Annotated in this window: 15 protein-coding genes and 4 pseudogenes; 3 read left to right on the top strand and 16 right to left on the bottom strand. The window is 57.0% G+C overall.

Going from position 1 to position 19,988, the window contains the following annotated elements; genetic code table 11:
- Nucleotides 1–8: 8 nt before the first annotated feature.
- Nucleotides 9–731, bottom strand: a pseudogene (gene istB, locus RPS27_RS04250) (IS21-like element helper ATPase IstB); the annotation flags it as partial.
- A gap of 8 nt (nucleotides 732–739) precedes the next feature.
- Nucleotides 740–2,230, bottom strand: a pseudogene (gene istA / locus RPS27_RS04245) (IS21 family transposase); the annotation flags it as partial.
- Nucleotides 2,231–2,345: 115 nt separating this feature from the next.
- Between istA and RPS27_RS04240 the strand changes: the two are divergent.
- The 3 genes and pseudogenes from RPS27_RS04240 to RPS27_RS04230 form a co-directional block, all read left to right on the top strand.
- Nucleotides 2,346–2,732: pseudogene (locus RPS27_RS04240) on the top strand (transposase); the annotation flags it as partial.
- Complete coding sequence (locus tag RPS27_RS04235; RefSeq protein WP_128929609.1) at nucleotides 2,729–3,331, top strand: plasmid pRiA4b ORF-3 family protein; 603 nt, start codon at nucleotides 2,729–2,731, stop codon at nucleotides 3,329–3,331. The pseudogene RPS27_RS04240 and the gene RPS27_RS04235, both read left to right, overlap by 4 nt.
- Nucleotides 3,295–3,642, top strand: coding sequence for a hypothetical protein (locus tag RPS27_RS04230; RefSeq protein ID WP_371746379.1), 348 nt, complete (start codon nucleotides 3,295–3,297; stop codon nucleotides 3,640–3,642). The genes RPS27_RS04235 and RPS27_RS04230 overlap by 37 nt, the downstream gene beginning before the upstream one ends.
- Before the next feature lie 81 nt (nucleotides 3,643–3,723).
- Here RPS27_RS04230 and RPS27_RS04225 read toward each other — a convergent pair whose 3' ends face one another.
- The 14 genes and pseudogenes from RPS27_RS04225 to RPS27_RS04165 all read right to left on the bottom strand — a co-directional run bounded on the left by RPS27_RS04225 (nucleotide 3,724) and on the right by RPS27_RS04165 (nucleotide 19,968).
- Entirely contained in the window at nucleotides 3,724–4,380 is a 657-nt protein-coding gene (locus tag RPS27_RS04225; RefSeq protein ID WP_128929610.1) for a GntR family transcriptional regulator, read from the bottom strand.
- 162 nt (nucleotides 4,381–4,542) lie between these two features.
- The gene (locus RPS27_RS04220; protein ID WP_128929611.1) at nucleotides 4,543–5,949 is read right to left on the bottom strand and encodes an MmgE/PrpD family protein; all 1,407 of its coding nucleotides are present in this window, start codon (nucleotides 5,947–5,949) and stop codon (nucleotides 4,543–4,545) included.
- Between the two features lie 204 nt (nucleotides 5,950–6,153).
- Nucleotides 6,154–6,975, bottom strand: a complete 822-nt coding sequence (locus tag RPS27_RS04215) for a pyrroline-5-carboxylate reductase (protein ID WP_164933845.1) — start codon at nucleotides 6,973–6,975, stop codon at nucleotides 6,154–6,156.
- A gap of 29 nt (nucleotides 6,976–7,004) precedes the next feature.
- On the bottom strand, nucleotides 7,005–8,321 hold the full coding sequence (locus tag RPS27_RS04210) for an NAD(P)/FAD-dependent oxidoreductase (protein WP_128929613.1): 1,317 nt from the start codon (nucleotides 8,319–8,321) through the stop codon (nucleotides 7,005–7,007).
- Between the two features lie 7 nt (nucleotides 8,322–8,328).
- Nucleotides 8,329–9,624 (bottom strand): NAD(P)/FAD-dependent oxidoreductase, encoded by a 1,296-nt coding sequence (locus RPS27_RS04205; RefSeq protein WP_128929614.1) that lies wholly within the window; start codon nucleotides 9,622–9,624, stop codon nucleotides 8,329–8,331.
- 116 nt (nucleotides 9,625–9,740) lie between these two features.
- A pseudogene (locus tag RPS27_RS04200) lies at nucleotides 9,741–11,295 on the bottom strand (MFS transporter).
- Between the two features lie 124 nt (nucleotides 11,296–11,419).
- Nucleotides 11,420–12,445, bottom strand: a complete 1,026-nt coding sequence (locus tag RPS27_RS04195) for an Ldh family oxidoreductase (RefSeq protein WP_164933844.1) — start codon at nucleotides 12,443–12,445, stop codon at nucleotides 11,420–11,422.
- A 25-nt stretch (nucleotides 12,446–12,470) separates the two neighbouring features.
- Nucleotides 12,471–13,238: a LamB/YcsF family protein gene (locus RPS27_RS04190; RefSeq protein WP_128929616.1), complete on the bottom strand. Its 768-nt coding sequence runs from the start codon at nucleotides 13,236–13,238 to the stop codon at nucleotides 12,471–12,473.
- The gene (locus RPS27_RS04185; protein WP_128929617.1) at nucleotides 13,216–14,262 is read right to left on the bottom strand and encodes a biotin-dependent carboxyltransferase family protein; all 1,047 of its coding nucleotides are present in this window, start codon (nucleotides 14,260–14,262) and stop codon (nucleotides 13,216–13,218) included. Before RPS27_RS04185 ends, RPS27_RS04190 begins: the two co-directional genes overlap by 23 nt.
- Entirely contained in the window at nucleotides 14,259–14,963 is a 705-nt protein-coding gene (locus RPS27_RS39615; protein ID WP_128929618.1) for a carboxyltransferase domain-containing protein, read from the bottom strand. The genes RPS27_RS04185 and RPS27_RS39615 overlap by 4 nt, the downstream gene beginning before the upstream one ends.
- A gap of 16 nt (nucleotides 14,964–14,979) precedes the next feature.
- On the bottom strand, nucleotides 14,980–16,404 hold the full coding sequence (locus tag RPS27_RS04180) for an MmgE/PrpD family protein (protein WP_128929619.1): 1,425 nt from the start codon (nucleotides 16,402–16,404) through the stop codon (nucleotides 14,980–14,982).
- A gap of 22 nt (nucleotides 16,405–16,426) precedes the next feature.
- The gene (locus tag RPS27_RS04175; protein WP_128929620.1) at nucleotides 16,427–17,644 is read right to left on the bottom strand and encodes a pyridoxal phosphate-dependent aminotransferase; all 1,218 of its coding nucleotides are present in this window, start codon (nucleotides 17,642–17,644) and stop codon (nucleotides 16,427–16,429) included.
- A gap of 71 nt (nucleotides 17,645–17,715) precedes the next feature.
- The gene (locus tag RPS27_RS04170) at nucleotides 17,716–18,783 is read right to left on the bottom strand and encodes an extracellular solute-binding protein (RefSeq protein WP_128929621.1); all 1,068 of its coding nucleotides are present in this window, start codon (nucleotides 18,781–18,783) and stop codon (nucleotides 17,716–17,718) included.
- A gap of 117 nt (nucleotides 18,784–18,900) precedes the next feature.
- A complete protein-coding gene (locus RPS27_RS04165) occupies nucleotides 18,901–19,968 on the bottom strand; it encodes an extracellular solute-binding protein (protein ID WP_128929622.1) in 1,068 nt (355 codons plus the stop codon).
- Nucleotides 19,969–19,988 lie beyond the last annotated feature (20 nt).

Below are 19,988 nucleotides of genomic sequence, written 5' to 3'. Positions count from 1 at the left end.
TCGTCGTCTCGGCTCTTGAACCGCCAGCTATCGTTGCCGGTTTCGACAATGTCGCAGTGATGGGTCAATCGGTCGAGCAGCGCGGTGGTCATTTTGGCGTCGCCGAACACGCTCGGCCATTCGCCGAAGGCGAGATTGGTGGTCACGATGACGGAGGCGCGCTCATGGAGCCGGCTGACGAGGTGGAAGAGAAGCTGGCCACCGGACTGGGCGAAGGGCAAATAGCCGAGTTCATCCAGCACGATGAAGTCCATCCGGGTCAGATGCTCGGCGAGCCGTCCTTGCCGTCCGTTGCGGGTCTCGGTCTCGAGGCGATTGACGAGGTCGACGACGTTGAAGAAGCGGCCACGGGCACCGGATCGGATGCAGCTTCTGGCGATGGCAATGGCCAGGTGGGTCTTGCCTGTGCCGGTGCCGCCAACCAGCAAGACGTTGCGTTGTTGGGCGATGAAGCCGCCGCCAGCGAGATCATTGACGAGAGTCTGATTGATCGGCGTGCCGTCGAACTGGAAGTCGGCGATGTCCTTGGCCAACGGCAGCTTGGCAATGGTGAGCTGGTATTTGATCGACCTGGCTTGCTTCTCGTTGATCTCGGCGTTGAGCAGGTCGCCGACAATGCGCTGAGGTTCGTGCTGGCGCTTGACGGCAGTTGCCATGATCTCGTCGAAGGCAGCCTTCATGCCGTAGAGCTTGAGTTCGCCCATGAGGTCGAAGATTTGGGTTCGTTCCATCAGATGGTCCTCCGGAGGTTGTCGTAGCGGGCACAATCGGCGATCGGCGCATGACGGAGCGTCAGTGCGGCCGGCGTCATGATGTTGGCCGGTGGGGCGGGTTCACGTTGACGGGCCAAGATATTGAGCACGACATCGGCGGAATGGACGCTGTGACTGAGCGCTTCGGCACAGGCCGCTTCCACCGCGGGCAGACCGTCAGTCAGCACCGCGTTGAGGATGTCGATCATTTGCCGATTGCCATCGTCCGTGCTGGCAAGTTTGCGCCGGATCCGCTCGATCGCGGCCGGCAGCACCCAGTCTTTGAAGGGAGCACCGTTGCGCAAGGCGCCGGGTTTGCGGGCGAGCACCGGCACGTAATGCCAGGGGTCGTAGACGGTATCGCCGCGGCCAAAGGATCGCGGGTGCTCGGCAACGATGCGTCCATCCTGACGGATCACGATGCGATCGGCATAGGCTTGAACCTCGACCGGCCGTCCGACTGCGCTGGCTGCGACCGAGTACTTGTTGTTGTCGAAGCGCACCAGGCAGGTCTTCGAGACCGATGCCGTCACCGCATGGAAGCCGTCGAAGCGGCCAGCATAGGGAACGAGTTTGGGGCGTTCGGCTTCGAACACTTCCCAGATCGTCTGATCGACCAGCTCCGGATGGCGATGAGCCTTGGCGTAGGCGATGCATTTGTCGAGCAGCCAGGCGTTTAACTCGTCGAGGTTTTTGAACCGCAGCCGCGGCGTGAAGAAGCGTTCCCTGACCAGCCCGACCTGGTTCTCGACCTGCCCCTTCTCCCAGCCCGACGCTGGCGTGCAGGCGACCGGATCGACCAGATAGTGGCTGCACATCTGCAGGAAGCGGCGATTATAGAGACGCCCTTTACCGACGAAGATCGTCTCTACGGCGGTCTTCATGTTGTCATAGATGCCGCGGGTGCAGGTGCCTTTGAACAGCGCGAACGAACGGTCGTGGGCGTCGAACACCATCTCCTGCGTCTCCCGCGGATAGGCCCGCACGAACAGCATGCGGCTGTGACAGAGCCGAACATGGGCGGCCTTCACCATCACCGTGGTGCCGCTCAGCAAGACCACCTCGTGGCTCCAGTCGAACTGGTAAGCTTCGCCTGGGGCAAAACTCAGCGGGACATAAGCGGCTGCGGTCGATTGCCCGCGTTCCTTGCTCCAGCGCCTGGCGTAACGCCGCACCGCATCGTAACCGCCGTCGTAGCCGCGGCGGCGCAGCTCTTCGAAGATCCGGATCAACGTCAGCTGTTCACGAGCCGGTTTGGCCGCGTTCGCCGCCAGCAATCCGTCAAGCTCTACTGCCCATCGGCCCAGCTTTGGCCGCGGCTGCACCTGCCGCTCGTACTCGAAGGAGGTCTCTCCCGACCTCAGCACCTTCCGGACCGTGTTCCGCGACACCTTCAGGTCACGGGCGATCTCCTTGATCGTCTTGCCCTTGATGAAGTGCTCGCGCCGGATCCGGGCAATCGTCTCCACGATCAGCATCCCCCACCACCTGCTTCGTTCCAAAGCAGGCAGCGCAACAGACCAATCTGTAGGGGGTCAATTTTGGACGCCGATCCCCCGGCTTAGGGGGTCAATATTGCAGGCCGAATGACAGTTTGAGGCCAAGCTTGATCACCTTGCACCGAAGAGCGACACGGCGAAGGCTTTGCGTTACGCGCTGCGTCATTGGAACGGCCTGGCGCTCTACCTTGATGACGGGCGCATCGAATTGGACACGAATGCTGTCGAGCGTGCGATGCGGCCGATCAAGCTCAACGCCAAGAACTCCCTTTTTGCCGGTTGCGACGAAGGTGCCGAGAATTGGGCATTGCTGGCTTCGCTCATTGAGACCTGTAAGCTCAATGGCGTCAGTGCCGAGCACTGGCTCGCTGACGTTCTCGCCAAGCTCGTCAATGGTTGGCCTGCGGCGCGGTTGGACGAACTGCTTCCCTGGGCGTCGACCTATACGATGCATACACTTGATCCGAGGCTGGCGGCATGAACCTGAACACGACCGCGGTCCGGATCAAGGTGACCCTCAAGGATGTGAAGCCGGCGGTGATGCGTCGCCTCGTCGTACCCGTCACCTTGCGCCTTGATCGGTTGCATCTGACGCTTCAGGAGGCATTCGGCTGGACGAACGGTCACCTCTTCGAGTTCTTCGCTGGCGATGTTCATTGGGGAATTCCTGATCCCCACAACGATTACGGCCACCAGCCCATGGATGCGAGCAAAGCGCGCCTCTGCGACATCGTTCGCGAGACCGGCGCCAAGACGATCCACTATCTCTATGACTTCGGCGACAGCTGGGACCATGTGATCAAGCTCGAAAAATGGTTCGAGAACACCACGACGGAGGGACTTCCCTTCTTGCTCGAGGCCGCCGGTCGTTGTCCTCCGGAAGACGTAGGCGGTGCGCCGGGTTATGCCGAATACCTCGAAGCCATCAGAGACCCCGCCCATCCGGACCACGAACATATGCGCCTCTGGGGCCCGGGGCGGTTCGATCCCAACGTCGTCGACCGGAAGGCGCTCGAAGCCGCCGTCAACGCGTTGTCCGACATATGGAAACCGCGGCGGCGCGCTACGCGAACAAAATAGGCGTCAAGCGCCATTCAAAAGGGCCGCAGAGCTACACTTACCATGAATCCGAAGGTAATGCTGTTCGACGAGGTCCTGCCGCGCTCGATCCGGAAACAAAGAAGGAGGATCTGGTCACCATTCGCGATCTCGCCGCAGAAGGCATGACCTGCATTCTCGACACCTACGAGATGGGCTTCGCTCGCGAAGTGGCGGATCATGGCTACTGCACCGATGGCGGCGTCATCGTCAAGCACGGTGCACCAAGTTCGATCTTGGGTACGCCACGCGAAGAACGGACCCGGGTATTTCTCGATAAAGTACTGGGTTGATCTAACCGCCGCAGTATGAAGATTCAGGAAACGCCGGTGGCGTGAAGGAAAGTACGCTTTCCGCGCCAGCAATAGGAGCGCTCACCGACTCCTACGGCGCTGCACCATGAGCGCCTTCTTGGTGTTAGAGATATGTGCTTCGAGAAGATCGACGGCCTTTTCAACGTTCCCGGCGCGGCAAGCTTTTAAGATATCCACATGCTCTTCTTGCGGCGTTTTCTTGCCTGACGCCATAGAGACTTGTGCCCGGACGAACAAGCTCACCTGCCCGTAGTTGCCTTCGATAAGAGACAGCAATCTAGGTAGATTACAGGGGATATAGAGGGTTTCGTGAAACTTCCAGTTCATCTCCGCCCATTGAGCGGGGTCGCTTTTCTTGTCGTATTCCACGAGAATACGTTTGGCCTCATCAAAATCACTCTGAATCATATTAGGAATGGCTAGACGCAACGCGCGGCACTCCAGCGCAATGCGAATTTCCATCAATTCGATCACCTCGGCCGAAGTGAATGAGACTACCTTGGCGCCCCGATTGTTTAGGAGCGTGACCAGACCCTCCGCCTCGAGGTGTCGCAAGGCCTCCCTTACCGGAATGCGGCTCGTTCCGAATTTGTCCGCCAATTCCTCTTGGCGAAGCTGCTCGCCGGGGGCGAATGTCCCAGCAAGAATGTCAGCCCGGAGAAGCTTTCTCACCGTCTCAGTCGCCGAAGGCCTTTGTTGATTGTCCAGTTCTGTCACAAACTTCGCCTCAAATGTATCCTCTTTGCCGAAATTATATACAAAAGGAGGACGAAAGCAATTCGCTCACCCGAACATCAAGCGTTTCTGGGCCTTCCGACCTCCGTTGTTCTCCCTAAATACCCACCACCAGCAGATGTTGATTCTGACAGATTGTATTGACTACTCATCCAGAAGGCTATCGACTTCCGACCACTGCACAGTTTCGAGTTTCATCAGCATATTCCAAAGATCCCTGGCTTTCGGCTTTCCAACAGAAAGCGCTGCACACGTTTCGAATTTTCGTCGGAGCCTTTCAGGCGGAGCCGGATATTGATGGTTGCCGACCGCCACGCTTTGCCGCTTGAGATGGATCTTCCCCGACTTGTGAACCGCTTCGATTTCGGTAAAGGCGGCTCCTTTGGTATAGACCTTTTCGAACTGCTCCTTGGTTGACAGGTCGGGATGAACATAGGCATTGACTTTGCCCATGCGGCCGCGGATCTCATTTCCGGCAACGGACTGGTCGGAAAAACTCCCAAGCGTTACGTCGCCATGCGCCAATGCCGCCGCTATGCAATACGGGATGCTGAACCTCGCCTGCAGTGCATCTTTCGGATCGTTGTATCGCATTAAATTCAAAGCATGGTAGCTGACGCCCACATTGATGACCTCGAGGTCGTCCGCCACGATTTCGCCACTCGCAATACCCTCCGTTACAAGATCCAGGGCCGGATGTACAAGCGAGCATGTCGGATAAAGCTTGGGGTTATTGCGGATGAGTTCGAGGGATAGGCCAAGATCGCGGATTGCTTCGTCCGCGTTCAGCTTTTCTGGATCTGTAAAGAGATCGAAAAACCCCTCGTGCCCCTCGATCGCATTAGGGCTTGATCGCATTCCGGCCTTAGCAAGTTTGGCGGCAAGGACGCCGTTCTGCGCTGCGAATCCTGCATGTAGCGGTTTGGTCATGTATCCGAAGTTTTGACGTAATCCAGATGCAAGCGAGGCTGCAATTCCGAAGGCTTCTAGCATGAGCTTGCCATCAAGCCCCAACAGGTTTCCGGCGGCAGCGGCAGCTCCGAATGTCCCGAGCGAGGAAGTTGTGTGCCAGCCACGACCATTGTGTTCATAGGTTACGGCGATGCCGAGACGGCCTTCCATCTCGACACCGGCCGCATAGGCCGCAATGATATCTGCACCCGAAGCTGCCAGTTCGTCTGCGAGCGCAAGGATAGCGGGCAATACTGGGGCGGATGGATGCCCCACCATCGCATAATTACCGTCGTCGAAGTCATGCGCATGAGCCATAGCGCCATTGGCCAGAGCAGCATTTCGAGCTGTCGTTCGCAGCGCAGTATTCCAGACACGTGCCTTTCCTGGTTCTTCGGCGAAGAACCCGCCCATGACTCCCGCAACTTCCTCAGCTTTCGCCGCTAGGGCAACAGACAACGTGTCGGCAATGCCCCTCTTTGCGGCCTCGACGGCGGCAGCGGACATTGATTCGAACTTCAGCTCCGCGCAGAAGTCAGCAAGGATGCGGCCGACTTCCGGTCGCTGCTTTTGAGAGTCTGACGCTCTTTTCGCGTTCATTTTGCTTCCTTTTGCTTATCTATCGATTATGCCGACCAGACGTTTTTGTCCGGCCAATTCGGTTCGAGCTCGATTGGCATAGGTCCGCCATTTTTCAAATCGCGCCTTCGGTGCGCGGCAGCGCGATCCGGCCGCTTACGCATCCAGTTCGGCGAGAATTCGCCGTACACTTTCGAACCTCCCAATCGTCTTGCGATCCCAAATCTAACTTTTTCTTAGTTCGACACTCCGTCGATACGCAGCGCTGGTTGCAGCGCGTACTATCTTGGGAAGGGCCCCCTCACGCTCCATTTCGATCACGCCAGCCTCAGTGGTCCCTCCCGGACTTATGACGGCTCGCTTGAGCTCGGAAGGCGAGCGCGGATCAGCTGCTAACATCGCCGCCGAACCCAACATCGTCTGCGCAACGAGCAACTGAGCGAATTCTGTATCAAAATCCAGCCTCGCCAGCCGCTTGCGCCGCTGCTCAGCAAAAGCGAAAATATAGCGAGGCGCGCAGGCGTAGAACGGCATAGCCTTGTCAATCAATGCCGCGTCCACCACCCATTCAAATTTGCCGACTGGCGCGAAGACTTGCTCTACGGCCGTTTTTGCCGAGATTGGAAACGTCTGCCCGGTTACGCCGAGGCTCGTCCCTTGACCAACAAACGCAGGAAGGTTGGGCATAACGCGCGCCACTCTCGCACTGCCGCATACCTCCATTAATCGCCCAAGCGGCATGCCGGCCATAACCGAAAGAACCGGACTCTCGGCCAGCAAGCGTCGATGTCCATCAGAGAAAGTTGCAACATTCTGCGGCTTCACCGCCAATACGAGCAGATCGTAGCCTGATGATGAACTCGGAGCGTCCGGCAAGATTGATACGCCTTGAAGACCACGCACAGCGTCTTCCACTCGGCCGACATCCGGATCAACCAAGATCAATTTTAAATTAGGTAGTGCTTGGCGTACTCCTCGGATAAGAGCCGAACCCATATTTCCCCCGCCGAAGAACAGCAGTCGAGTGGACTCCTTCATCACCACCATTTCCCTATCCTGCTGGTCCAACTTTGAGATCAGGTTGCATCTGCACCGGCACGGAATTCCTCGTACATTGCCGTGCCACGCACGCCGACGAATCTGAATGGCTCGGGCGGCAGCCATCCGGGACGGCCGAGCGGTCCAGTCACCGTTTCTTGTGCGACTTTGCCGGCGACTAGTTCGGCAAGACGGCGCCCCAATGCGGTACCTTTCGCGACACCAGAGCCGTTATAGCCGGCACTTATAAAAAGCCCCTGCTCCAGCTCTCCCCAAAATGGAGCGCCTCCACGCGTGACGTCGGTAACTCCGCCCCATACGTATTCGAAGTCGATATCCGCAAGATGCGGATAACGACGGCGAAACCGATCGAGCAATCTTCGTCGGATTACGCTCTCCTTGAGCTCGGCCTCATAGGAATAGAGGCTGCGGATCATACAGCGTCCGTCGGAAAGTCTACGAAGGGTGCTACCACCGGCCCGTTGGGCCGACGTCATGCCCCATTCCGGAAGACTACCGAGCAGACGTGCCCTGTTGCCCAGCCTTTCCGTCACGCCCACATAAGTAAATAAGGAAACCAACCGATCTTTGCCGTATCCCAGCAGCTTAACAAAGGCATTGTTGGCCAGGATGACGTTCCGCGCGGATATCCGCGCCTGCGGACAAGTCAAGTGCCAACGCTCACCTACTTTTTCGATGTTGCTGACAGTGGTTCCTTCATGAAAGACAATGTCAGAAGGTAGATGATCTGCCAGACCGCGCACGAGCGCAGCCGGCTGAAATAGATGTGTAGACTCGGATCGAATGGCCAACCGATAAAAGCATGTGCCGGTTAGCTCTTCCAAAGCATCTTGTTTGTAAACCGGAAGCGTGCGGCCCTGTGTCGATGCGCTCTCGCTCATTCTCAACAGAGCCGCAGCGGCTCGCTCGCTTACAGCGGCCTTGAACGAACCGACCTGTCGAAGCCCGCAATCGATCCCGTACCGGGCCACGAGGTCTTTCAGCCAAGCCAAACCCTCGGCATCAAATACGGCTATGACGTTCTGTTTGCTTAGAGCATCGGCTGAGGCGTCAGCTCTGCTGGCCGATGCCATACTCACCGTTGGCAGATCGCTGCCAGAAAAGCCGGAATTCCGACCTGAAGCATTCTCGCCAACTGTTCCGCCGTCAATGATGAGAATATCAGTTTCGGGTTCCAGCTCTTTGAGCCTTCTTGCAACAGCGAGCCCAGTGAAACCTGCGCCTACAACGGCATGATCGACGCTCAGCTTTCCGTTGAGGGCGGGCCGGCAAATGCGAGGCGGTAGCATCGCGTTCCAACCGCTTCGCATCTGATACGTGCTTGCGCGATACATATCCGTTCTACTGTGCGAAAGCCGGCTGGCGTTTGACGCTCGACAGCCGGTTGAAAGTAAAAGGAGAAGGATCGACGATAGGTTTTTCGGAAGTAACCAGATCAGCCGTCAGATGCCCGGCCGCAGGACCAATCCCAAAGCCGTGACCGGAGTACCCGCTACTGATAAAAAATCCCGGAATGGTGTCCACTGCCCCAATGACCGGCTTTGTATCGGGCATGACATCGATCAGGCCGGCCCAGGTTGCGGCAACTCTCATATTGGCGAATACGGGAAACTCGCGACTGATATTACGCTGCGCCTGACGAAGATCGTATAGTGATGGCACGGGATCCAGGACACGTGTCTGTTCAAAAGGCGTTTGTTCATCCATGCGCCAGCGCGATTTCTGAAACAGCTCCGCAAGCGTGCGCCGCCCCAGACGCAGCCGTACATTGTTTCCACCAGTCAAAATCATCGGCAAATAGTCGACGAGATAGCGGAAACTGTCGGGCACGATTTCCGTTCGATTCCACGCGCCGTAACCTATGGTGAACCCTCCATCGTGCCGAGTGCGGATCGAAAAATCGGGGCCCTTGATCGACGTTTTTGGAGCCCCTTCCAACGGGTACGCTCGGACAAGGCTCGACATTGTCTTGAGTTGCGGCAACCGCAAACCCATATTGTTACAAAAGAGCGAAGACCAAACTCCGCCCGCCAAAACAACTGCTTCGCAAGATACTGGCCCGAGCTCCGTCACAACGCCACAAATGCGTCCCGCCCGGGTTTCAATTCCTCTCACAGCGCATGACACGACAATCTGCGCGCCGAGCGCCCTCGCCGCGCTTGCGTACGCAGCAGCTGCCAATGATGGCTCCGCCCTGCCGTCATTGGGAGAATACAGGCCGCAAGCCCACGGTCTTGACGCGCCAGGCAGCAAGGCTCGCAATTCAGCCCCTGAAACGATGCGAGCAACGATATCGTCGGGACAGGTGTTGGCGAGCCAGCTTTCACAAGCTTCTGCTTCCTCGTCGCGCTTGAATACCGTCAAAATACCCGTCTGTTTAAAGCCGACACTTTGGCCTAGCTGCCGCTCCAGATCGTTCCAGATTCGCAAACTTTCCCGGATCAACGGCATTTCTTGAGCGTCGCGCTTTTGAGCGCGAACCCAACCCTGGTTGCGTCCGGATTGCTCTGCTCCGATAAGTCCCTTCTCGCAAAGCAAGGTTGGAACCCCTCGCTTGGCCAGGTAGTAAGCAGTTGAACTGCCGATAATTCCGCCCCCTATCACGATCACTTTGGTTGAAGCGGGCAGTTGGGACATGACGAACCAGCAAAAAGTCAGGGCGAGAGACTTGGTGCATACTTAACTTAGCTATTGGATACAATCAACCAACTTCTGCGTCGAAAGGTGAGAGGGCGCTTGGATCGTACTCAAGATCAAAGCATTGCTTCGGGTTTTGGCGGAAAATCGCTTCGCGTGGGAACAATCCGGCTATCAATCAGGCGATGCACACGACGCAGATCCTTAGGCCCCCGATGTAGACTGCGAAGCGACGCCAAGTTGTCAGCGTCTGCCCGTACACGGCGGCCATGATGACGCAGATATTCGATCCACGTTGGCGAGTAGTAGCTTTCAACCCAGACGAGTGGCCGTTCAATGTCTCGTAACAAGGCCCAACGACGGGCCCAGTCACGCAAACGGATACGACGCCGTTCTCGCATCAGCTCAAGAAAGCGAAGAGTATCCTCGTGGGCAATTTCATACTCTATTAAGACCAAGACCGGCCCCGAATCCGGCTTGATCTCGACCATAGGCTCGGGCGCTTGGAATGGTCCGATGGGATCGAGATCATCGCCGGACAACGCGTGAAGCGGATATTGAAAGCCCAAGACCGCTCCGATCATCATTACGGTCCCTGCCGCCACGAAGGCGATCGAAAGACCGTGTGAACCTGCAACTTCGCCCCAAAGCCAGGATACAAGGGCCATCCCGCCGAAAGTCGCGGTCTGATAGAAGGAGAGCGCTCTTCCAACCACCCACCGTGGCGTGACAGTTGCACGGTGACGTTGAATAAGGACAATGAAATGACCCAACAGGCACCGGCGACAAGTAGTGCGATGCAGCTAAGGGGCATCGAAGTTGAAGCGCCCAACAAGATGAGCGCGAGCGCAAAATTCGCGAAAGTTGCGCGAATGACAACCTCGTTATTGAACTTGCGGACAATGGCAGCGTTTGCCAAGCCGCCGCCGATCGCACCGAAGCCAAAAGTGCCCAACATCATGCCGTAGGTTAGTGCCGTTCCCTTCAACGTGTCTCGTGCAACCAACGGAAGCAGAGCCAAAACGACGACACCGGCCAAGTTGAAGATCGCCGTTCGTAGGAGAACTCTCAAAAGATGGGGAGACACCCTGATGTAACGAAGGCCGGCACCAATCGCTGCTCCCACATGCTCGGGGGGAGCTCCGGCTTTGGATAGTGCGGCTTCCAATGCAAGAGCGCGCCTATCAGCGGCAGTGTGAGAAGAACATTCGCAGCGAACGCCGCGGCGGACCCTGCCACTACGACGACCAATCCGCCCGAGGCAGGGCCAACGCTGCGCATCATGTTGAAGCTGAGCCCATTCAAACCGACCGCGCCGGCAACATCTTCCTTTGAGATGACATCGCCTATCGAGGCTTGCCACGCGGGATTGTACAGCGCGTTGCCACAACCGATTAGAAATGTAAGGGCGAGAAGAAGCCAAGGATCCAGAACATTGAAGCAGATAGAAGTCGCGAGAACCGCGGATACTAACACCATGCCACCTTGTGCCATGATCAATATGCGACGACGACTATAATTATCCGCCAGCGCACCCGCTATCATCGAGAAGATCATCACGGGAAGGGAATTCATTGTCTGAACCAGCGCCACCATGGCCTGCGAACCCATCATAGTGGCCATGACCCAGCTGGCGCCCACCGACTGCACAAGCGTCCCGAGATTCGACATCATCGTCGCGATCCAGAGCGATCGAAACGCCTTTTGCTTTAATGGAGACAGAAACAGGGGAACCGGCACAATTGTCTCGGTGATGCTTTTGGCAACACTTGTCGCCTTCGCGATATCAAGATCGCTAGTCCTCCGCCAAACTGAGAACGCGCGCCCAATTGCGCGCATCGACCGACAGCATTCCGCTTTCATGCACCGCTTGGCGACGCCGATAGCGGTTATCGGCCGGCATGCGAGTTGATCCTGCGTGTTTCAATTCCGCTATTAGCCTCTCCAACTGTCCCTGGAACGAAGCATTCCCGCCAGCACCGGGATCAAGGGCCAAAATGAATTGCCCGGCATTCGAGGTCTTCGCCCCAGGAAAGTTGGAAGAACAATCTTCAAATCCGAAGGTGCCGCCGGAGAGTGCCGCCACCAGAACCTCGGCCATAAAGGCAAGCGACGCTCCTTTTGCTCCGCCGAACGGCAGGAGCGCCCCCCCGTCCAGTATCGCCGCCGGATCAGTAGTTACGTCTCCGTCCCTGTTAATTCCGACCCCTGAAGGAACGGGTCTACCAGCGGCAGCGTGCAGCAGGATGTCGCCGTGCGACATGATGCTCGAAGCTTGGTCCCACACCAAAGGCGGCGCGTTTGTCCTTGGACAGGCAAATGCGATCGGATTGGTGCCGAGCGTCTTTCGCTTACCCTGCCAAACAGCCATATGGCTGCGACTGTTCACCATCGCAATTGAGATCAGACCGGCGCGCGCCAGGGGTTCCACGTCCTGCCACAAAGCACCAAAATGATGCGAATTGCGGACAAACATCGTCGCGACACCTTGGCTCCGAGCCATACCAGCAAGACGGTTCGAGAAGGCGCGCGTTGCTTGTTGAGCAAACCCGTTGTCAGCCTCAACCGCCAAACAGCCGGGCCGCGTCTGCTCGCAAGCCGGTTTAGCTGCAGTATTAATCCAGCCGCTGGATATGCTTGAGACATAGCCGGGCAAGCGATGGATCCCGTGGCTTCTACTGCCGTCGATTTCGGCGCCGGCAACCGTTTCGGCAATGATTCGTGCGATGGGTTCCGACAGTCCCGCTCTGCGCAAGGCCGAAGCTAATTTGGGTTCGAGGATCTCTAGCGGGATCTGAATTTCGTCGTCCGCTACGGTCAAGTGACGCTCCGCGATGAACGCTGTTCTATTCGACAAGCTCTGTCAGTGGCGTCACTTGTCCACCGCCTCTCTCAATCGTGTCGCGCAAAGTCTTGGCAATCTCGACCGAGCCAGGCGTATCTGAATGAACCAGAATGCTTTTCGCATCCAACTTGATTCGTTTTCCCGTGATAGCTGTCACCGTGCCGTCATTCAAGAACTGGCTTGCTCTCGCGGCGATTTGATCGAGATCGTTGATGACTGCTCCCTGCTTCTTTCGCGAAACGAGCGAGCCGTCTTCCTCGTAGGCCCGGTCGGCATAAATTCGTCCAACAGTCCGCAACCCGATCTTCCGCGCGTAAGCTTGCCAAGGGCTGCCGGGTTCTCCCGGCACGATGATGTCGGGATCATAGGCTTTGAAAGCATCGAAGATGAGCTGAAGATATTCCGGTGTTTCGCGCGACATCATGCCAAAGACGCCATGCGTACCGGCATGTGTCACCTTATAACCTTCAGCCTTGGCGATCGCCGAGAGAGCGCCCAACTGGTAAAGTGCGTGTTTCCGCATATCGTGGGGATCAATCTTCATCGGAACACGACCGAAGCCTAGTAGATCGGGCAGGCCGACATGCGCTCCTAGCGCCACTCCCCGCGCTCTCGCCTGCGCCGCCATGTCGGTCATGATGACCGCATCACCCGCGTGAAAACCGCAGGCCACATTCGCGGACGAAATCAGCGCCATCAGAGCGGCGTCATCGCAAAGCCGCCAACGCCCGAACCCTTCTCCGATGTCAGAATTGATATCGATTTTCATCGTTCGCCATCCCTGCCTCGGTTTCTCGCGAAATGCGCGCTGGTACGCCGCCGTTGTCGGCCGTCGCTATCAGGCAACCCAGCCTGTCCAAATATTTCACGATCTCAGATAGAGCCTTACGCGCTTCGGTTACCGAACATTCCACGAAACGGAACACGCTGCCTGGCCGCGCTTGGGCGACGCGCCAGAGATCGGCTTCTATGACGTAACCAATTTTCGGATAGCCACCCGCAGAGTTGCCGTCGACCAATTGCACGATAGGGCGCCCGCCTGGGGGCACCTGGATCACCCCGGGCGTGATCGGACATGATCGCATTTCTCCGGGGTCGGTACGCATCAGTTCGGCGCCATCCAATCGATAGCCCATTCTATTGCTCTGAGCGGAGACCCTCCAGGGATCACGCCAGAACGTTTGCTGCGACCTAGATGTGAAATCATCATATTCTCCGGCACGAACGACGCGGAGAACAATATCGTCCTGCTCCGCTAATGCGTGAAGTCCGCGTTCGAGAACGTTGTCGGGCGGCAAGACGGAGAGTTCGGGTTGCGGCTGCGCACTCTTTTTCAGAGCGCCTAGCTTGTCGCCTACGCGAAGCATGCGCCCTTCCAGGCCACCAACGCGTTGCCTGAAATAGGTGCTGCGGGATCCCAGCACCTCGGGAACGTCGATGCCTCCGGGCACACAAAGATAGGCTCTAAGCCCCATACGTGCCGGTCCAATCGCCAGCTCGTCGCCCGGCGCAACCGCGAAACGCGACCATGGTGCGACTTGACGTTGGTTGAGAACGGCCTGACAATCGGCCCCACACAGTGCAACCATGATTTGCTGATTGAACAGCAACCGCATGGGACCCATCTGGACCTCAATTCCGGCGGCCTCAGTGGAATTTCCAAGCAAGATGTTGCCCACCGATAGAGCGACCCGGTCGGCCGCTCCCGTTCGGGCAATTCCATGGTGACGTTGCCCTATCCGCCCCAAATCCTGCACAGAATTCAAGGGAAGCGTTTGAAGCACTTCGATCATGTCTCAACCCGTTCGATTCGGAAACGAATGCAGTCTCCCAGGTCAAGAACGTTGGGCGGCGTTTTGCTGAAGTCGAACGGTATGGGCGATGCCGGTGCATGTCCGAGTGCGTACCAGCCGCTTGGAACGAGCGAAGGCTCCTCCCCCGGCTTCAACGGCGGTCCAAGAGACGTCTGCGCTCCCGCCATGCTCAAATTTGGACCATTGGGTACCATTTGAGGTTCAGGCCGGCGTGGCAGGTGCAGCCGTCTATCCAGTCCGAAGAGAAAGCCGAAGCCTGGACCCGTTCCAGGCGCAAAGACAGTGTAATTGCCTGCCGAATGCAATTCAGCCACCCTGCTCGGCGATACTCCGAGACGATCGGCAACTTCGCGCAGGTGCCGACCTGCAGCTCCCCCGTAAACGATCCCGATTTCGAGTGTGCGGCCATTACCGGACCAAGCGGTCGTTCCATTCCATTCCGCCAAAAATCTCATCGCCAAAGGCTCGGTGTCCGTTGTCAAAGGGTCGACAACGATTAAGAGGCTGTTCAATCCCACCTGCGCGTCAGTCACCTCTTGCCAATTCCGGACCGTTCTATCCAACGCCCAAATGCGTTGCTGCGTTTGCAACGAAAGTGGCCCTTCGGCATCGAGCAGCAGAGCCGAAGCACCGCAGTGACTGACCCTCGGTGCATCAAGAACCACTAGCTTTGCGCACATGCCCGTACTTTGTCCGTCACTGCAGCTCTTCAAGGCCCAATAGAATTGGTGTACCGACCCGGTTCAGCCTGTCCAAATGTTGGAAACGTGTCAAAATAAGATCCGACCTGGCGGAATCGAACATTCCATCAGTACACGCCCGATATTTCCGCTCCAGATGTTCCCAACTGACGGGGTCGCTGCTCGAGCCGATATAATTGGATTTGCGCCGTTTAAAGAGACTCCCGTCTCGCCGCATGACATCAACTTCGGTAAAGGCTTTTCCGGCTCTGTAGAGCGGCTCGAAAAGCTCTGGCGTGCTCTGGTCTGGATGAACATAAGGTTCAACCGACTCCATTATCTTGCGCGTCGCGGGATCCTTGAGCGCATCGGGAGTGAAATCGGCTAGCGTGACGTCGCCTTTTCGCAGTGCCACAGCCACGCAATAGCTGTAGCTAAATTTTGCCTGTAAGTGACTTTCAGGCCGATCATAACGCATGATGTTAAGCGTTTGATAGCTGGTGCCGCAACGCACCGAGGTTATATCTGCCAGATCAAGCTCTTTATTTCGGAGGCCTTCGACAAGCACGTCGAGAGCCGGGAGCACCATCGCGCAAACCGGATATAGCTTGACGTTGATGCGCATCACTTCAAAGGGGGCTCCCATGTCGCGCATTGCGTCTTCAAAACAGATCACACTCAAGTCACCGAATAGGTGCATGAAACCTTCATGACCCTCGATGGCAGTCGGGCTTGCGTCGATGCCAGCCAGAGCCAGCTTTGCGGCCATTACGCCGTTCTCGGCAGCACGGCCGGCGTGGACGGGCTTGGTCGACGTTCCAAAGTTCTGACGGATGCCACAAGCCATCGAGGCGGCGATCCCCAACGCATCTCTGGTCTGCTGCGCGTCCAAACCCAACAGCTTTGCCGATGCAGCCGTCGCTGCGAAGGTTCCGAAAGTCGACGTCGTATGCCAACCGTTGGCATTATGTTGGTAGGTCATCGCCCGCGCAATCTTGGCGCCGACTTCCATCCCAGCCACATACGCGGTGATCAGTTGTTCGCCCGAAACGTTGCGCTCGTCGGCCAGCGCAAGAAGCGCCGGAACCATGCCAGTGGATGGATGGCCAAGCATAGTCGCGTTGCCGTCATCGAAATCGTGCACATGAGCTGCCACACCATTGAGAAAAGCCGCCGTTCTCGCCGTCGTGCGCAAGGAAGTGCCGATAACCAGCGATTTGCCGGGTTCATCGACCAAAGCTTGACGCGCCCTGCTTGCGGCCGCCTCGCCTGCGCCCGCAAGCGTCACAGACAACGTGTCTGCGAAAGCGCGCTTGGTCGTCTCCACCGCCTCTGTCGGGATGTCGGAAAAGCGCAGTTTCGTAACCCAATCAGCAAGGAAGGCGGTCACGGGTGGACGTGATCGCGTCGCCTCGGCGGCACTGGAAGTGATCTCGTTCATATTATGATACTTCGAATTTGGTTCAGCGTAAGGCTAGAACCGCGGAGCGGATCGCTGCCACGGCGGTACGCAAGTCGTCGTCCGACGACGCGATGGAGATACGGAAGTAAGGAGAAAGGCCATAGGCCGCGCCTTGTACAACTGCGATGTCGGCCTCGGCCAGTAAGTAATCGCACAGAACGCTATCAGACGAGATTCGGCCGCCTGCCGGCGTCGTTTTCCCAATCAGATCGGTACAGCTCACAAAGATATAGAACCCTCCCTCAGGGCGCTCGGCGGAAAGACCTGGAATTGCCTTGATGATCGGTAAGACAAAATCTCGCCGCCGGTGGAACACAGCTACGCGCTGGGCTAAGAAATCTTGTGGCCCTTCGAGTGCGGCCAGAGCAGCAGCCTGCGCGATTGAACATGCGCCACCCGTCGCTTGCGACAAGACTCGAGTAATGTCCCTGATCAGCCAATCCGGCCCGGCGCAATAGCCGATACGCCAACCCGTCATGGCGTATGCTTTGGAAACGCCGTTGACCGTCAGGATGCGCTCCCGCAAATCGGGCGCAATCTGCGCCAAGGTGTAAAACGGCCGCCCATCAAACCGAATGTGCTCATAGATGTCATCTGACAAAGCAAGGACGTTAGGATGGCGACGCAATATTTCGGCGAAGGAAAGCAATTCCGCCTTTGAGTAAATTGATCCCGACGGATTGTTTGGCGAATTCAAAAGAAGCCAACGCGTCCGAGGTGTGATGGCCGCCTGTAGTTGTCCAGGCTGCATCTTGAAGTCACTTTCGACGCCGCACGCGACTATCACCGGCTGTCCGCCGGCGAGCCGCACCATGTCTGGCATCGGCACCCAATAGGGTGCAGGTATAATGACCTCGTCGCCGTCGTTTAAGGTTGCGGCGAAGGCATTATATATACTTGGTTTCGCGCCCGGAGCGACCACGATCTGATTGACTCCGTATTCCAAGTCGTTGTCGCGTCTCAGCTTGCGCGAGATGGCCTCGCGCAGCTGAATGGTACCCGTATTGATGGTATAGCGGGTTTCTCCAGCTCGGATCGCCGCAATTGCCGCTTCCTGAACGTGCTCTGGCGTATCGAAGTCAGGTTCGCCCTGTGCAAGGCTGATAACGCGCTTGCCTGAGGCCACTCTCAACTTTGCTTTTTGAGCCATGCTCTCGGAGACATCGACCTGAATCTTGCCAACCCGCTTCGATCTGCTTCGTGTATTCAAATTAGTCACCGCTTCCTAGTCCGTGAGAACGACGCCAGGCTTTCGACCCGTCTGCGCGCGGGCTCGGCTGTCGCAGCCTCTTATTTGATGAGCCAAGCGTTGAACATTTCATTCGACTTGGACAAGTTTTCACCCCAGAAGCTGACATCGAGGGGCACGAGCTGCTTAAAGTTGTCAGGCTGCGTCGGGATCAAATACAAGATCTTGGGGTCGATATATTGGTAGGCGCTGATCGAAGCCGTTCCGTTCAGGACGCGCGCTGCACGCGCGGCTTGTCGCTTCGGATCAAGAGTGAATTCGATGAGCTTCTGAACCATCGCCACCTTCGGATTCCCTTTCGGAATCGACCAGCCATATGCGGTGTAATAGCCTTGATTCCATAGGATCTTAAGATCCTCTCCTTGCACGATAAGCTCCGCTGCCCGGTTGACATAGGTCGCGGTAATGTCGATTTCGCCGCTGTGTAACAGCTGCGCGCTCTGCGGCGCCGTCGTCCACCACATAGCGATCCGCGGTTTGATTTGATCGAGCTTCTTGAATGCCCGAATCCAACCGGCATCTGTTTTCAGTTCGTTTATGATGGCCTGGCCGGGCTTGACGCCGTCGGCGCGCAATGCCCACTCGATGTTGTCCCGGCCGCTGTTGCGGAGGGACCGCACGCCAGGGATCGCTTTGTCCCACATGTCCGCAACGCAAGTCAGATCTTTCCCGGTCGCGGAGGTCCGATAAACCGTTGAATAGGCTGATATCGAGTCGGGCACAAAACCGGCGAGGTTCCTCAGCTCCACCGGAAGGTCGTCATACAGGTGTTTTGGAAGGGTGATCTTTTCAACCAAATCCAAAGCCAAATATCGAACTGCTTCGTCCATGCCTGCGCCAATGCAAGCATCGAAGATATAATTCTTCGTGTCGACCATCGACTGCATCTGGGGCAGCGGCTGCGCGGCTCGCACCACGGGAACGACCGTGATGCCGGTAGCCTCCGTGAAAGGAGTGTAAAAGAGCTCCTTATAAATCTGAGATACGGAGCCACCAGCATCTGCAATGTAGAGAGTTTCGCCCGCTGCCGAAGCGCGACCCATGATCGCGGGTGCTGCTAACGTTGCGCCCGCCAGCATTGTGGTCTTAGTAAACTTTCTTCTGTTCATTTCTGGCCTTCCGTTAGCGACTTACGCCGACCGCGGATTTCATCGAATGTCGTCGGAGGCAATCATCCCGGGGCGTTCAAAGGGATGGTCGTTGCCGATAGTGCCGATCATCATTCGTCATTTCACAAGCCACTGATTGAACAGCTCATTCGATTTCGTGAGATTCTCTCCCCAAAAAGCCACGTCCAACGGGACCATCTGCTTGAAATTATCTGGTTGCGTCGGGACGTACTCGAGCACCTTCTTGTCGATAAATTCGAAGGCACTTTTCGAGGCGCTTCCTTGCATCAACTCGGAAGCAAGCGCGGCTTGACGCTTCGGATCCAATGAGAACTCGATGAGCTTCTGCACCAAATGGACCTTTGGATTGCCTTTTGGGATGACGTACCCATAGGCAGTGTAATAACCTTCGTTCCAAAGCACTTTGAGGTTCTCACCTTGCCGGATCAGCGTTGCAGCCCGGTTCGCATACGTCGCTGTAATATCGATCTCCTGAGCTTGCAGAAGCTGAGCGCTTTGTGGGGCCGTACTCCACCAAGTCAGGATTTTCGGTTTGATCTCATCCAATTTTCGAAATGCGCGCTCCCACCCGGCTTTTGTTTTCAGCTCATTGATAATGGCCGGTCCCGCGGGAACGCCATCCGCTCGAAGCGCCCATTCTATGTTGTCGCGACCGCCAGTACGCAGCGAGCGAACTCCCGGAATGGACATGTCCCAAATATCGGCAACTCGTTTCAGATCCCGTTTTGTCGCTAACGGCCGATATACCGTCGCAAACGCTGCAACGGAGTCCGGATAGAAGCCCGGAACATTTCTGATGGAGTCAGGAAGGTCGTCATATATTGACCTCGGCAACTCAATTCGTTCGCTGAGCCCCTCAGCATCGTAGCGGACACCTTCATCGAGACCGGCGGCCCCATGCACATCGAACGTATAGTTCTGCGTTTCCACCATGGTCTTCATCTGAGCCAGCGCTTGGGCTGGCCGAACGACCGGAACGACATCAATTCCCGTGCTTGCAGTAAAGGGCGTATAGATAACCTTCTTGTAGGACTCGGTGTACGCACCGCCCGCATCCGCAACATAGAGGGTCTCACCGGCCGCCGATGCGCGTCCGACGATGGCGGGTAGTGGGAAAGTCGCGCCGGATAGCGCAGCTATCTTGACGAATTGCCTTCTATTCATTGTTGGCCTCCTCACTAACC

The organism is Bradyrhizobium sp. WYCCWR 12699 (genome assembly GCF_032144035.1).
In the GTDB taxonomy this organism is placed as follows: domain Bacteria; phylum Pseudomonadota; class Alphaproteobacteria; order Rhizobiales; family Xanthobacteraceae; genus Bradyrhizobium.
This window is presented reverse-complemented; position numbering and strand designations above follow the sequence as displayed.

What these genes read in the sequence shown, in the direction of transcription:
- RPS27_RS04190 (WP_128929616.1), bottom strand. Translation starts at nt 13,238, where the DNA reads ATGAAAATCGATATCAATTCTGACATCGGAGAAGGGTTCGGGCGTTGG.
- RPS27_RS04230 (WP_371746379.1), top strand. Translation starts at nt 3,295, where the DNA reads ATGGAAACCGCGGCGGCGCGCTACGCGAACAAAATAGGCGTCAAGCGC.
- RPS27_RS04235 (WP_128929609.1), top strand. Translation starts at nt 2,729, where the DNA reads ATGAACCTGAACACGACCGCGGTCCGGATCAAGGTGACCCTCAAGGAT.
- RPS27_RS04220 (WP_128929611.1), bottom strand. Translation starts at nt 5,949, where the DNA reads ATGAACGCGAAAAGAGCGTCAGACTCTCAAAAGCAGCGACCGGAAGTC.
- RPS27_RS04165 (WP_128929622.1), bottom strand. Translation starts at nt 19,968, where the DNA reads ATGAATAGAAGGCAATTCGTCAAGATAGCTGCGCTATCCGGCGCGACT.
- RPS27_RS04185 (WP_128929617.1), bottom strand. Translation starts at nt 14,262, where the DNA reads ATGATCGAAGTGCTTCAAACGCTTCCCTTGAATTCTGTGCAGGATTTG.
- RPS27_RS04170 (WP_128929621.1), bottom strand. Translation starts at nt 18,783, where the DNA reads ATGAACAGAAGAAAGTTTACTAAGACCACAATGCTGGCGGGCGCAACG.
- RPS27_RS04215 (WP_164933845.1), bottom strand. Translation starts at nt 6,975, where the DNA reads ATGGTGGTGATGAAGGAGTCCACTCGACTGCTGTTCTTCGGCGGGGGA.
- RPS27_RS04205 (WP_128929614.1), bottom strand. Translation starts at nt 9,624, where the DNA reads ATGTCCCAACTGCCCGCTTCAACCAAAGTGATCGTGATAGGGGGCGGA.
- RPS27_RS04210 (WP_128929613.1), bottom strand. Translation starts at nt 8,321, where the DNA reads ATGTATCGCGCAAGCACGTATCAGATGCGAAGCGGTTGGAACGCGATG.
- RPS27_RS04180 (WP_128929619.1), bottom strand. Translation starts at nt 16,404, where the DNA reads ATGAACGAGATCACTTCCAGTGCCGCCGAGGCGACGCGATCACGTCCA.
- RPS27_RS39615 (WP_128929618.1), bottom strand. Translation starts at nt 14,963, where the DNA reads ATGTGCGCAAAGCTAGTGGTTCTTGATGCACCGAGGGTCAGTCACTGC.